We start from the raw sequence: 13,404 nt of genomic DNA, 5'->3' as shown, positions 1-13,404 counted from the left end.
CGTTGGCTTGTTGGCTACAGTGGGAACACTATGTAAAGGAGTTCCCATGACCACCCCCACCGGCAAGACCCCGATTCCCTACCAGTCCGGCTTCGAACGCGTCGCCATCCACGAAGCGGAAACCATCCACGCGTTGCAGAACGTGTTCGCCGGCATGGCGCACAAGGTGGCCGAGGCCGAGGGTCACGCCAACCGCGCCGTGCACGCCAAGGGCCACGCGCTGGTGCGCGCCAGACTCACGGTGCTCGATAACCTGCCGCCCGAACTGGCACAGGGTCTGTTCGCGCAGGCGGGCAGCTACGACGTGTTGATGCGCTGGTCGTCGCCGCCGGCCGAACAGCTGCCGGACGGCGTCTCGACGCCGCGCGCGGTGGCGTTCAAGGTGCTGCAAGTGCCGGGCGAGCGCCTGGACCTTGAGAAGCAGGGCCGTTCGCAGGACTTCCTGATGGTGAATGGACCGGCATTCTCGGCGCCCGATCCGCAAGCCTTCCTGAAGAACGTCAAGCTGCTGGCGGCCACCACCAACCGCAGCGAGACCGGCAAGAAGGTGATTTCCGCCGTGCTGCGCGGCGCCGAAGCGGCGGTCGAAGCGCTGGGCGGCGAGAGCGGCAAGCTGAAATCGATGGGCGGCGAGCCGCAGCACCATCCGCTGGGCGAAACCTATTTCAGCCAGACCCCGTACCTGTACGGCCGCTACATGGCCAAGCTGTCGCTGGCGCCGATCGACCCGCAACTGATGGCGCTCGACGGCGCCGGCATCGACAGCGAAGACGACGCCCAGCGCGACGCCATCGCGCGCCATTTCGCGACCCAGGGCGGCGAATGGGAGCTGCGCGTGCAGCTGAACGTCGACGTGGACCGGATGCCGATCGAGGACGCCTCGGTCGAGTGGCCGCAAGACCTGAGCCCATTCGTCGCGGTGGCGCGCATCCGCGCCGAGCCGCAATCGAGCTGGAACGACGGTTCGCAGCGCCTGGAAGACGAAACCGCCTTCGACCAGTGGAACTGCCTGGCCGCCCACCGTCCCATCGGCGCGATCAACCGCGCGCGCCGCGAAGTAATGAAAACCTCGCGCGAATTCCGCTCGTCCTTCAACCGCTGCCCGATCCACGAACCATCGGCGTAAAGGTAGGACAGTCCGGGCCGTGCAGCCACGTGGGGTTGGCCTGGGCGGCCCCGCGGTCCGCCGCCGACGCGTTCAACCACCGCGTAAACAACCCACCCGTCTCACCGCGCCACGATCAACCGCAACCCCAATCCAATAAACACCGCCCCCGCAATCCGATCCAGCCACATCCCCGCACGCGGCGTCCGATTCAACCACTGGCCCACGGCGCCGGAGAAGTATCCGAGCAAGCCAAAGATCAGCGCGGCCTGCAGCGTGAACACGATCCCCAACAGCCCGATCTGCAGATTCGCATCCCCGCGCGCCGCCACCACGAACTGCGGCAAGAACGACAGGAAAAACAGCACCACCTTCGGATTGATCGCCGCCGCCACCAGCCCCTTGGCGAACAGCCGCAGCGCCGGCTCGTCCGGCGCGCCTTCAGCTGCCACGCGCGCTCCGCCACGGCTGCGAATCGCTCCCCATCCCATCCAGATCAGGTACAAGCCACCGACCACCTTCAGCGCCGTGAACGCCGTCGGCGACGCCGCGATCAGCGCGCTCACCCCGATCACCGCCAGCACCGTATGGCTGATGCAGCCCATGGCGCAGCCCAGGCCGAAGGCGATGCCGCGCAGGCGGCCCTTGGCGATACCGGTGCTGAGCACCATCAGGTTGTCGGGACCGGGAGAGAGGGTAATGAGGACGGCGGCGGCCAGGAAGCCGAAGAACTGTTCCGGAGTGAGCATGACGGGTGGCGAAAGTGAGCGGGGCGGACAGCATAACGCATGTCCGCCCCGCCGTCATGATGCCAGGGCGCCGCCCGCCCGCCCCATCACGCCTTCTTGCAGCTGATTTCCTTGGCGTTCACGCCCCACTTGAGCGTGATCTTGCCCTGGTGTTCCTTGAACTCGTCCTGGCGGTTGCCGTAGGCGATACCGCTGCCGCTAGGCTCGCCGCGCAGCAGCAGTTTCTGGTCGCCGCGCTGGGCTACCATCGATTTCGGCGTGGTATCGAAGAAGGTGGCCTGCAGTTTTTCGCCGCCGCAGGTGTAGTTCACCGGGCCGGTGGTCTTGACCAGCTTGTACTTGGTCTGCAGTTCCAGCATGCGGGTACCGTAGGCGTTGCTGATGCACGAGCCCATTTGCTTGTCGCCGGCGCACTTCTTGACGCCTTCCCACCATTTGGTGTGGTCTTCCTGCACTTGCTTCTTGTCGCCTTCGTCGACCTTTTCCAGTGCCGAGCGGTACAGCGCGTAGACCAGGCCTTCGGCTTCGGTGGAACCCGGATGGGCGCAGACCTGCGCTTCTTCCTTGCCGATGCCCTTGGCGCAGAATCCAGGCATCGAGACGGCTTGGGCGCCCGCCGAGACCAGCAGGGCGGTTGCGAGAATAGTCAGTTGTTTCATGATGCCTCCTTGATGAAGATGGCGGCCGGCGCGTCGTGCGCGGCCACGAAAAATGGTCGGGTCAGTGTTTGATGGCGCCCGGATCGAGTTCGATCCAGGTCGGCGTGTGGTCGCTCGGCTTCTCGCGTCCGCGCATGAACTTGTCGACACCCGCGGCTTTGAGTGCCGGCTGCAGCTTGGGACTGAGCAGCAGGTGGTCGATGCGCAGCCCGGCGTCGCGCCCGAAGGCGTTGCGGAAGTAATCCCAAAAGGTATAAATCGTTTCGTCCGGATGCAGGTGGCGCAGCGAATCGAGCCAGCCTTGCGCGATCAGGCGCTCGAACGCGGCGCGCGTCTCCGGGCGGAACAGGGCGTCGTCAAGCCAGCGCTCCGGCTTGTAGACATCGCGCTCGGTCGGGATGACATTGAAGTCGCCCATCAGCACCGCCGGCACGCCGGCTTGCACCAGCTCGGCGCCGCGCGTGATCAGGCGTTCCATCCAGGCCAGCTTGTAGTCGAACTTGGGGCCGGGCGCCGGGTTCCCGTTGGGCAGGTACAGGCAGGCGATCAGCACGCCCTGGTACACCGCCTCGATGTAGCGGCTTTGTTCGTCCGCAGGGTCGCCCGGCAGGCCGCGCTGGACTTCCTGGGCCGGCTCGCGCGTGATGATGGCGACGCCGTTCCAGCTTTTCTGGCCGTGCCACAGGGCGTGGTAGCCGGCATCGAGGATCGCCTGTTCCGGAAACTTCTCCTGTGGCGCCTTCAGCTCCTGCAGGCAGACGACATCGGGTTTACGCTCCTCGAGGTAGTGCAGGAGGGCGTCGAGCCTGCTGTTGATGCTGTTGACGTTGTAGGTGGCGAGAAGCATGGAATCTCCGTTCGGGTTGAGGCTATTGTGACAACAGTTTCGGTTTTCAGGCGCACGGGTTGCCGCTCAGGCAATGTCCTATATGCCTGATGTGGCATTTTCTTATGGCAAATTATTCGTTTTTACATATAAAACTTTGCTTTATACTCCCACGATTGAATTTTCGCCGTCTGGAGCACCCATGATCACCCGCCGCCATCTCATCCTGTCCGCCTTTGCCGTCAGCAGCACGCTCGCTGCCGGCCTGGCCCACGCCGACCAGCTGGCGGACATCAAGCAGAAAGGGCAGATCGTGTTCGGCGTGCTCGGCACCGACGAACCGAACAGCTTCATCGATCCCAAAACGCGCCAGCTGGTCGGCTACGAAATCGACCTGGCCACGGCGGTGGCAAAGAAGATCGGCGTCAAGCCGGTGTTCAAGCAGATGGCGGTCGCGGCCCGCATTCCCGAGCTGCAGCAGGGCCACGTCGACATCCTGGCCGCCACGCTCACCCACAACAAGGAACGCGAATCGCAGGTCGACTTCGCGCTGACCCATTTCGTCACCGGCTCCAAGATCATGGTGCGCGCCGGCAGCGGCATCACGGCACTGAACCAGCTGGCCGGCAAGAAGGTGGTCACGGTGCGCGGCGGCACCCAGGAAACCAATATCCGCGCCGCCGTGCCGACTGCCCAGGTGGTGACCTTCGAGAACACCCAGCAGGCGTTCCAGGCGCTGCGCCAGGGCAAGGGCGTCGCTTACGTGAACGACGAATCGTCGCTGCTGGCCGACTACGGCAAGCTGGGTGCGGCCGCGAAGGGCTTCACCATCCTGGCGCCGTCGATCGGCAATGAATCGATCGCGCTCGGCCTGCGCAAGGGCGAGAAGGGCCTCAAGAACGTGGTCGACGCCACCCTGCGCGAGCTGGAAGCCAGCGGCGCGGCCGAGCAGCTGTTCAACAAGTGGTATGGCCCGGGCACCCGCGCCAACATCGCCAAGCGCAACTTCAAGATCAGCACCGACAAGATCTGAGTCAGTCCTTGCAGTTTTTCGATCCCGCCATCCTGCAGTCCGGCCAGTATCATGACTGGCTGGTGCAGGGCCTCGTCCTGTCGCTTCAGCTGACGGTGGTCAGCTTCGCCTTTGCGCTACCGTTCGGCGCGCTGGTGGCAGTGATGCGCACGTCAACTTTCGCGCCGCTGCGCGCGATCGGCGCCACGGTCGTGGAAGCGATCCGCAACGTGCCGCTGCTGGCGCACCTGCTGTTCTGGTACTTCGCCTTCCCCGAGCTGCTGCCGGAAGCCGCGCGCGAAGTCCTGTACGCCAACAACCCGGAAGCCGTGTGCGCCGTGATCGCCTTGAGCCTGTACAGCGGCGTGCACATGGCCGAGGACATCCGCAGCGGCATCCGCGCGGTGCCGCCAAGCCAGCTGGAGGCCGCCCGCTCGCTCGGCCTGGGCCGCGCGGCCAGCGTGCGCCTGGTGCTGCTGCCGCAGGCGCTGCGCGCCTCGGTGCCGCCGCTGCTGTCGCAGACCGTCAACCTGTGGAAGGACACCAGCGTGGCCACCGTGATCGGCGCGGCCGAGATGATGTACCAGGCCGCGCGCGTCGAGACCGCGAGTTTCCGCAGCGTCGAGGCATTCACCTTCGCCACGCTGGCCTACCTGACCGTGTCGCTGCTGATCTCGGGCGCGGCCCACCTGTACCAGCGCCGCTATCCGGTGCGTCCGGCATGAAGGTGAACACATGCTGGAACTGATCGATACCTACTGGCTGTATTTCCTGGTCGGCCAATACCCGGACGGTCCGCTCGGCGGGCTGGTGCTCACGATATTGCTGTCCGCCGCCGCGCTGGTGCTGGCCATGCCGCTCGGCCTGATGCTGGGCATCGCCCGCGTCAGCCCGTACCGCGCATTGCGCTGGCCGACTTCGGTGCTGGTGCAGCTGGTGCGCGCGGTGCCGCTGCTGCTGGTGCTGTTCTGGGTCTACTTCTTCCTGCCGGCAGTCACCGGCATCAAGACCGGCCAGGCCAGCACCATGCTGATCGTGCTGGTGCTGTTCGACAGCGTCTACCTGGCCGAGATCGTCGCGGCGGGCATCCGCGCGCTGCCGAAAGGGCAGCTGGAAAGCGCGCGTTCGCTCGGCCTGGGCTACGGCGCCGCGCTGCGCCTGGTGGTGCTGCCGCAGACGCTGAAGAACGGCCTGCCGTCGATCGTCAGCCAGCTGGTCTCGACCATCAAGGCGACCTCGCTCGGCTACATCATCGGCCTGTCCGAAGTCTCGTTCATCGCCACCCAGATCAACACCCTGGTGTTTACCCAGGCGGTACAGGTGTACCTGATCCTGGCGCTGACGTACTTCATCCTGTGTTTCGGCCTGTCGCGACTGGCCTTCCTGCTCGAGCGGCGTTTGCAGCGCCGTCCGGTGCAGGCTTCCTGAGAGTTTTAAGCGATGATCGTTCTCGATAAAGTCAACAAGTGGTACGGCGACTATCACGCCCTGGTGGACATCACCGAGCAGGTCGCGCAGAACGAGGTGCTGGTGGTGTGCGGCCCGTCGGGTTCTGGCAAGTCGACCCTGATCCGCACCCTCAACCGGCTCGAGGAAATCGACGGCGGCCGCATCGCGATCGGCGGCCAGGATATCCATGCCAAGGGCGCGGACGTGAACGCGCTGCGCGCCGGCATCGGCTTCGTGTTCCAGAGCTTTAACCTGTTCCCGCACCTGACGGTGCTGGAGAACTGCATGCTGGCGCCGGTGCAGCTCAAACGCGCCACCAAGGCAGAGGCGCGCGAGTACGCGCTGCAGCTGCTGGAACGGGTCGGCCTGGCGCACAAGCAGGACGCCTATCCGAGCGCGCTGTCCGGCGGCCAGCAGCAGCGCGTGGCGATCGCGCGTGCGCTGGCGATGCGCCCGCCGATCATGCTGTTCGACGAGCCGACCAGCGCACTCGATCCGGAAATGGTGGGCGAAGTGCTGCAGGTGATGCGCTCGCTCGCCGGCGAGGGCATGACCATGGTCTGCGTGACCCACGAGATGGGCTTCGCGCGCGACGTCGCCGACCGCATCTGGTTCATGGCCGAAGGGAAGATCCTGGAAAAGGCGACGCCGCAGGAATTCTTCGCCAACCCGCAGCACCCGCGCGCGCAGCAGTTCCTGGCCGACCGCCGGCGCGACTAGCTTTCGCGCCGGCTGCGGGCCGGCTGCGGGCTGGCTGCGGGTCGGCTGCGCGTTGGCTGATAATATGCGCGCATCCCAAGTGCATCGAAGGAAGCCCCTCATGGCGCACCAATCCATCCTCACGTTTTCCACCAGCGGCCGCGGTACACGCGAGATCACCGGCGACGTTGCCGCCGTGGTTGCAGCATCCGGGCTGCAATGCGGCCTGGCGCACGTCTTCGTCCAGCACACCAGCTGTTCGCTGCTGCTCACCGAGAACGCCGACCCTGACGTACGGCGCGACCTGGAGACGATCGTGGCGCGGCTGGCGCCGGACGGCGACCCGGCCTATCGCCATGACGCCGAGGGGCCGGATGACATGTCCGCCCACGGCCGCAGCATGCTGACCGATACCGGTCTCACGATCCCGGTGGGCAGCGGACGGCTCCTGCTCGGCACCTGGCAGGGCATCTACCTGTGGGAGCACCGCACCGCGCCGCACCGGCGCAAGGTGGTGGTGACGGTGATGGGCTAAGAACCTATCCCGGTAGGTTCCAAGGCATATGCATGCCATGTGCCCGGCATGAAATGCGGGCCGGGCGTAGATTCGGCGCCGGGCTTCTGGTAGCGTTGTCTGGTTGCGCCCGCGCCGGGCGCGGGTGGCGGCTGCGATGCCACGCGTTCCTCACCTCATCCAGGGAAGATCATGCATGCCGACGACGCCATCCGAAAACGCTTCCATCTCACGCTGCTGGCGCTCGCCGCCATCCTCGCTCTGCTGGCCTGGGAACACCTGAACGGCGGGGTGGCCTCGCACCACCTGCTGGCCAATCCCGATCTGCCGGCGGTATCGAACTGGTGGGGATTGCTGCTGGTGCCGCTGCTGGCCTGGTCGACCGTGGGCCAGGTCCAGCGGCGCCGGGCGCGCGCCCGTGTCGCACCGAAATTTTCCCCATTGGCCGGCTTCCTGTGCGCGCTGGCCTATGGCGCGCTGTTGTCGGCGCTGTTCGCGCACGGTAGTGCCGTGGTCGACTATGCCTTCTTCGGTCTGCTGGCGCTGGCCCTGGTGGTGCGCCTGTGGCATGCCGAATACCTGCTTGGCTTCGTGCTTGGCATGGCGTTCGTCACCGGGCCGATCCTGCCGGCGATGTTCGGCGCGCTCATCGCGCTGTTCTCCTGGCTCGTGCAGTCGGCGGCGCTCGCCGTGTGGCGCAAGCTGCGCTCGCGGCGCGGCCTGGCGTAGCAGTTGCCGCTATCGGATGCCGTCACTCACCGGAGGAGCAACATGCTGTATGAAGGAAGCTGTCATTGCCGCGCCATCGTGTTCGAGGTCGAAGGGACAATCGACGGCGCGCTGGCCTGCAACTGCTCGATCTGCCGCCGCCGCGGTTCGCTGCTGTGGTTCGTGCCGCACGAGCAGCTGCGCCTGAAAACTCCCGCTGCCGCGGCCAGCGTGTACACCTTCAACAAGCACGTGATCCAGCATCGCTTCTGCGCCACCTGCGGCATCCATTCCCATGGCGAAGGCAGCGACCCGCAGGGCAACGTCACGGCCGCGATCAATCTGCGCTGCATCGACGGCATCGACCTGGACGCCATCCCGGTCCGGCACTACGACGGCAGGTCGCATTGAGCCTGCGCGCCGGCTCCGGGTTGTGGCGCCTGGTGCATTACGTCCTGATATTCGTCGCGGCGTTGGCCGTCGCCAAGGTCGCGGCGCGCCTGGGTGTCCCGAGCGATCTGGCTGCGGTGGGCTCGATGCTGCTGGCACTGCTCAGCCTCTGCGCCGTCATCGAAGCGCAGCGCTACCGCCTGCGCGTCCGGCTGGCGGGCATGGACGAGGACGAACGCCGCCGGCTCGCGCGCCACGAACCGGAAGTGCGCTATTCGCGGCCGCTCTGGCGTGGCAAATCCTATATCGTCACCATGCTGGTCGGGCAGCTCGTGGTGCACGTGCCGATGCTGCCGATCTTCATCGCGCCGCTGACGTTGACCCAGCTGCGCTTCGCGCCGAATGATTATCCCTTCCTGAACCTTCTGGCGGTGGTTGCCGGCTTCGCGCTGGCCTGCCTGTGGTGGAGGATTGGCGGCGTGTTTTGGCGCCGCTGGGCGCTGCGCTACCGCGACATCGGGCCCGATGAGCTGCAGTGGCGCGGCGAGAACGGATTGCTGTTGCGGGACGCGAGCGCATACTGTGACAAGAAGGTGCGGCGCGCTCCGAAAAGGCCACCCGGATAGCCTCGCGACGACGTGCAAAGTGCGCCCGGCCAACGTCGAACGGTTCGGGTGCGCGGATATCGCCACACTGCGTATTTCGCCTCCCAAGCGTGCGCCGGCGTTGCCGCTCAGCGGGCAGTATCAGTCCTTTGTTTTCTTGACCAGGAAAGGACTTTCGATGAGCCAACGCTATCAACCGATCACGCGCCTGGGCCTGGGCGGCACCGGGCTGGGCGACATGTATCACCGGACCAGCGAAGAGGCGGGCAAGGCCACCGTCGATGTGGCCTGGGACGCCGGCATCCGCTACTTCGACACCGCGCCGCACTATGGCGCCGGCCTGTCCGAGCACCGGTTCGGCCAGGCGCTGCGCAACCGCCCGCGCAATGAATACACGTTGTCGAGCAAGGTAGGGCGCCTCCTGGTGCCGGCCGAGACGCCTGAGATCGCCGACCCGTTCGTCGGCGGCCTGCCGTTCCGGCGCATCACCGACTACAGCGCCGACGGCGCGCGCCGCTCGGTCGAGGACAGCCTGCAGCGCATGGCGCTGTCGCACATCGACATCGTCTATGTGCACGACCTGTCGCCGGACCGCTTCAGCCAGGCCGAGTACGAGCATTACTACGCGATCGCGGCCGGCAAGGGTGGGGCGTTCGAGGGCCTGGTCAAGCTGCGCGAAGAAGGCGTGATCAAGGGCTGGGGCCTGGGCGTGAACACGGTCGACCCGTGCCTGCGCGCGCTGCGCGATTCGGATCCCGACATCTTCCTGCTGGCCGGGCGCTACACGTTGATGGAGACCACGCCGCTGCAGGAGTTGTTCCCGCTGTGCGCGGAGCGGGGCGCGCACGTGGTGCTGGGCGGGCCGTTGAATTCGGGCTTCCTGGCAGGTGGGCCGAATTACGATTATGCGCCGGCGGGTGAGGACAAGATCGCGCAGCGCGAGCGGCTGCGCCAGGTGGCGGCGCGCCACGGTGTCGACCTGGCCGCTGCGGCGCTGCAGTTCGGGGCCGCGCATCCGGTGGTGGCGGCGACGATTCCCGGGGCCAGCAGCCCGGATCACCTGAAGCGCAATGCGGCGCTGATGGAGGTGAAGATTCCGGCGGCGTTCTGGGAAGAGCTGCGCGCCGAGAAGCTGTTGCCGCAAGAAGCGCCGCTGCCGGCGTAACGTAGGGTTGGCGGCTCCGCCGCCGACGCGGTGATCGTTTGCAGCGAGATCATCCCGCACGAGATCGGAGCCGGTAACAATCGACGCGTCGGCGGCGTAGCCGCCAACCCTACGGTGTTTCGATCATGTGTGTAGGGGTGGTGCTCAGAACTGCTCTTCAGGCAGCAGGTAACGCCACTGACCCTCGGGCAGATTGCCCAGCTTGACGCGCCCGATACGCACCCGCTTCAGGCCAACCACCTTCAGCCCCACCATATCGCACATGCGGCGGATCTGGCGCTTCTTGCCTTCGCGCAGGGTAAAGCTCAGCTGGTCGTCATTCTGCCAGCGCACCTTGGCCGGCAGCAGTGGTTTGCCGTCCATCCACAGGCCGTGGTTCAGCTTCTTGAGGTCGGATTCCGGCAGGCGGCCCGGCTTGGTGTACTGCACCCGCACCAGGTATTCCTTGTCCACTGACGTGTTCTCGCCGATCAGCTGCTTGGCCACGCGTCCGTCCTGCGACAGCACCAAGAGGCCAACCGAGTCGATGTCGAGCCGGCCGCACGGCACCAGGCTGCGCAGCTGGGTCGGGTGGAACTGTTCCTTCGACGGATCCTCGGCCCAGCGGTTCTCGGGCTTGATCAGCGCCACCGCCGGGGTATAGCCATCCTCGGCCTGGCCGCTGACGTAGCCGACCGGCTTGTTGATCAGCACCGTGACGCGCTTGGATTGCTCGGCCGCGGCCTGGCGCTCGACCGTGATGCGTTGCGAAGGCAGCACTTTGCTGCCCAGTTCCGACACCACCTTGCCATCCACTCGCACCCAGCCGCGGGCGATCCAGTCATCGGCTTCGCGGCGCGAGCACAGGCCGAGTTCGGACATACGTTTGGAGAGGCGGAGTGGTTCAGTCATCTGGCAAGGCTTCAGGAAAAGGGTGAATCGAAATACGGTGTAAATAGTTCAGACTTTGAGCGCGTCGAGCAGGTCGGTCTCGAGCTGCACCTGGGTGCGCGGGTTGTTCAGCGCCGGGCCGTCGATCAGGAAGACGTCCTCGACCCGTTCGCCCAGCGTCATGATCTTGGCGGTGTGCAGGTTCAGCCGATAGCGCGCCAGCACGCTGGAGATCGCGTACAGCAGGCCCATGCGGTCGTTGGCGGCGATCGACAGCACGTGGAACTGGCCGCGTTCGTCCGGGCGCAGTTCCACCGTCGGCGTGATCGGGAAGGTGCGCGACATGCGCGACAGCCGGCCGCGCACCGCCGGCGGCAGCGCTTCCTGCGACACCAGCAGCGCGCACAGCTCGTGCTCGATCAGGCTGATAATGTCGCGGTAGCTGCCGGCGAAATTCTCGTCCGCCACCAGGAAGCTGTCGAGCGCATAACCGTGGCGCGTGGTATGGATCTTGGCGTCCAGGATGCTGAAATTCTTGCGGTCGAAGTAGCTGCAGATGCGCGCGAACAGATCCGGCTGGTCCTTCACGTACACCGCCACCTGCAAGCCTTCGCCGATCGGCGCCAGGCGCGCCTTGACGGTCGGCTTGTCGCTGTCGACCTTGTCGTGCAGCGCGCGCGTCTGCCAGGCGATGTCGGAGGCGTCGTGGCGCAGGAAGTAGGCGACGTCGAGCTGCTTCCACAGCGCTTCGTGGGCGTTGGCATCGAGCCCGAACAGGCGCAGCGTGGCCAGCGCTTCCTTTTGCCGCGTACGCAGTTCGCGGTCGGCGCTGTGCGGCTCGCCGCCCAGCACGCGCAGCGTCACCTTGTACAGGTCTTCCAGCAGCTTGGCTTTCCACGCGTTCCAGACCTTGGGGCTGGTGCCGCGGATGTCGGCCACGGTCAGGAGGTACAGCGCGGTCAGGTGGCGTTCGTCCTTGACGGTCGCGGCAAACGCCGAGATCACGTCCGGATCGGACAGGTCCTGCTTCTGTGCCACCGTGGACATGGTCAGGTGCTGCTCGACCAGGAACACGACAAGCTCGGTATCCTCTTCGCTCATGCCGTGCGCGCGGCAGAACTGCTCGGCGTCTTCCATGCCCAGCTTGGAGTGGTCGCCGCCACGGCCCTTGGCGATGTCGTGGAACAGGGCCGCCACGTACAGCACCCAGCGATCGTGGAAGTCCGCGATCAGCTGGCTGCAGAACGGGTATTCGTGAGCGTGCTCGGGCATCGTGAAGCGGCGCAGGTTACGCACCACCATCATGATGTGCTGGTCCACGGTGTACACGTGGAACAGGTCGTGCTGCATCTGGCCGACGATCTTGCGGAAGGCCGGCAGGTAGCGCCCCAGGATGCCGAATTCGTTCATGCGCCGCAGCGCGTGCACCAGGCCGCGCGGCGCCTGCAGGATGCGCAGGAACATCGCCTTGTTGGCGGGATCGGCGCGGAAGGCGTCGTCGATGCGCGTGCGTGCATGCCACAGGGCGCGCGTGGCGCGTGCGCTCAGGCCCTTGAGTTCGCGCCGCTCGGTCATCGCCACGAACAGTTCCAGGATCGCCGGCGGATGGCGCTCGAAGGTCTCTTCGTCGGCGACGTCGATCAGGCTGCCCACCTGGTTGAAGTGCGGTCCGATCGGGAACGGCACCGCCGGCTGAGGGAACAGTTGCGCCTCGATGTCCTGCAGCAGGATGGTGTTCAGCTGGGTGACGGTCTTGGCGGCCCAGTAGTAGCGCTGCATCAGGAATTCGCTGGCGCGGCGCGCGTCCGGACCTTCGCCGGCGTCCTCCAGCCCGAGCGTCTTCGCGATCGCGGTCTGCACATCGAACACCAGGCGGTCTTCGCGGCGCCGGGTGTGCAGGTGCAGGCGGATGCGGATGTCCTTGAAGGCGCGCTCCTTTTCCATCAGCTGGCGCGCTTCCATGCGCGTGATCAGGCCGCGCGTGGCCAGCTGGCCCCAGCTGTCGGCCAGGCCCGCGGCCTTGGCCACCCACAGGATCACCTGCAGGTCGCGCAGCGCGCCCGGGCTTTCCTTGCAATTGGGCTCCAGCGCGAATGCCGTGTACTCGTACTTGGCGTGGCGCAGCCGCATTTCGGCGGTCTTGGCCTGGAAGAAGGCTTGCGGATCGAGTTCGTCGCGGTAGCGCCGCTGCAGTTCTTCGAACAGCGCGCCGTCGCCGACCACGAGGCGCGCTTCGAGCAGGCTGGTTTGCACGGTGATGTCGGCGTTCGACTCGACCATGCACTCGTCGACGGTGCGGATGCTATGGCCGATCTCCAGTCCCAGGTCCCACAGCAGCTGGACCAGGCTTTCCAGGCGCGCTTGCGTGATCGCGTCAGCGGGACGGCCGAGCAGGATCAGGAGGTCGACGTCGGAATAGGGAAACAGTTCGCCGCGGCCGTAGCCGCCCACGCCGACCAGCGCGGTGTGTTCGGGCAGGCCGGCCGCGCGCCAGGCGTCGGTGAGCACGCCGTCCACGCACTGGCGCAGGTTGCGCAGCAGCTTCTCGGGCTTGCCATCTTCCTGGAACGCCTGGAAGATCAGCTGGCGTTCGGATTTCAGGCGGGCGCGCAAGGTGGTGCGCGCGGCTTCGAGGACGGCGGCCTGTCCCATA

The 13,404-nt window shown here is 66.2% G+C and carries 15 protein-coding genes; 10 read left to right on the top strand and 5 right to left on the bottom strand.

Features of this window, described 5'->3' with window-relative positions; translation table 11 throughout:
* Positions 1-46 precede the first annotated feature (46 nt).
* Positions 47-1,126: a catalase family protein gene (locus tag RTQ83_RS14905; RefSeq protein ID WP_312516173.1), complete on the top strand. Its 1,080-nt coding sequence runs from the start codon at positions 47-49 to the stop codon at positions 1,124-1,126.
* Between the two features lie 101 nt (positions 1,127-1,227).
* Here RTQ83_RS14905 and RTQ83_RS14900 read toward each other — a convergent pair whose 3' ends face one another.
* The 3 genes from RTQ83_RS14900 to xth form a co-directional block, all read right to left on the bottom strand.
* Positions 1,228-1,854, bottom strand: a complete 627-nt coding sequence (locus RTQ83_RS14900) for a LysE family translocator (RefSeq protein ID WP_312516170.1) — start codon at positions 1,852-1,854, stop codon at positions 1,228-1,230.
* Positions 1,855-1,940: 86 nt separating this feature from the next.
* On the bottom strand, positions 1,941-2,513 hold the full coding sequence (locus RTQ83_RS14895) for an MliC family protein (protein WP_312516167.1): 573 nt from the start codon (positions 2,511-2,513) through the stop codon (positions 1,941-1,943).
* Positions 2,514-2,574: 61 nt separating this feature from the next.
* The gene (xth, locus tag RTQ83_RS14890) at positions 2,575-3,360 is read right to left on the bottom strand and encodes an exodeoxyribonuclease III (protein ID WP_312516165.1); all 786 of its coding nucleotides are present in this window, start codon (positions 3,358-3,360) and stop codon (positions 2,575-2,577) included.
* A gap of 181 nt (positions 3,361-3,541) precedes the next feature.
* Between xth and RTQ83_RS14885 the strand changes: the two genes are divergently transcribed.
* The 9 genes from RTQ83_RS14885 (at position 3,542) to RTQ83_RS14845 (ending at position 9,881) form a co-directional block, all read left to right on the top strand.
* Positions 3,542-4,372 (top strand): ABC transporter substrate-binding protein, encoded by an 831-nt coding sequence (locus RTQ83_RS14885; protein WP_312516162.1) that lies wholly within the window; start codon positions 3,542-3,544, stop codon positions 4,370-4,372.
* Positions 4,373-4,380: 8 nt separating this feature from the next.
* Positions 4,381-5,076: an amino acid ABC transporter permease gene (locus RTQ83_RS14880; RefSeq protein WP_312516159.1), complete on the top strand. Its 696-nt coding sequence runs from the start codon at positions 4,381-4,383 to the stop codon at positions 5,074-5,076.
* Positions 5,077-5,086: 10 nt separating this feature from the next.
* A complete protein-coding gene (locus RTQ83_RS14875; RefSeq protein ID WP_312516156.1) occupies positions 5,087-5,779 on the top strand; it encodes an amino acid ABC transporter permease in 693 nt (230 codons plus the stop codon).
* A 12-nt stretch (positions 5,780-5,791) separates the two neighbouring features.
* The gene (locus RTQ83_RS14870) at positions 5,792-6,520 is read left to right on the top strand and encodes an amino acid ABC transporter ATP-binding protein (protein ID WP_312516154.1); all 729 of its coding nucleotides are present in this window, start codon (positions 5,792-5,794) and stop codon (positions 6,518-6,520) included.
* A gap of 100 nt (positions 6,521-6,620) precedes the next feature.
* Entirely contained in the window at positions 6,621-7,034 is a 414-nt protein-coding gene (locus RTQ83_RS14865) for a secondary thiamine-phosphate synthase enzyme YjbQ (RefSeq protein WP_312516151.1), read from the top strand.
* 171 nt (positions 7,035-7,205) lie between these two features.
* Positions 7,206-7,742 (top strand): hypothetical protein, encoded by a 537-nt coding sequence (locus RTQ83_RS14860; RefSeq protein WP_312516148.1) that lies wholly within the window; start codon positions 7,206-7,208, stop codon positions 7,740-7,742.
* A 42-nt stretch (positions 7,743-7,784) separates the two neighbouring features.
* Positions 7,785-8,132 (top strand): GFA family protein, encoded by a 348-nt coding sequence (locus RTQ83_RS14855; protein ID WP_312516145.1) that lies wholly within the window; start codon positions 7,785-7,787, stop codon positions 8,130-8,132.
* Positions 8,129-8,737, top strand: a complete 609-nt coding sequence (locus RTQ83_RS14850; RefSeq protein WP_312516142.1) for a hypothetical protein — start codon at positions 8,129-8,131, stop codon at positions 8,735-8,737. Before RTQ83_RS14855 ends, RTQ83_RS14850 begins: the two co-directional genes overlap by 4 nt.
* A gap of 157 nt (positions 8,738-8,894) precedes the next feature.
* Complete coding sequence (locus tag RTQ83_RS14845) at positions 8,895-9,881, top strand: aldo/keto reductase (RefSeq protein ID WP_312516139.1); 987 nt, start codon at positions 8,895-8,897, stop codon at positions 9,879-9,881.
* 144 nt (positions 9,882-10,025) lie between these two features.
* On the opposite strand, the gene RTQ83_RS14840 is transcribed toward RTQ83_RS14845, so the two are convergent.
* Together RTQ83_RS14840 and RTQ83_RS14835 are read right to left on the bottom strand one after the other, a co-directional pair.
* Positions 10,026-10,772 carry a pseudouridine synthase gene (locus RTQ83_RS14840; RefSeq protein WP_312516136.1) on the bottom strand — a complete coding sequence of 249 codons (747 nt, stop codon included), beginning with the start codon at positions 10,770-10,772 and terminating at the stop codon, positions 10,026-10,028.
* A 48-nt stretch (positions 10,773-10,820) separates the two neighbouring features.
* On the bottom strand, positions 10,821-13,403 hold the full coding sequence (locus RTQ83_RS14835; protein WP_312516133.1) for a [protein-PII] uridylyltransferase: 2,583 nt from the start codon (positions 13,401-13,403) through the stop codon (positions 10,821-10,823).
* Position 13,404 lies beyond the last annotated feature (1 nt).

The organism is Massilia sp., from assembly GCF_031995545.1.
Taxonomy (GTDB): Bacteria; Pseudomonadota; Gammaproteobacteria; order Burkholderiales; family Burkholderiaceae_D; genus Telluria.
This window is presented reverse-complemented; position numbering and strand designations above follow the sequence as displayed.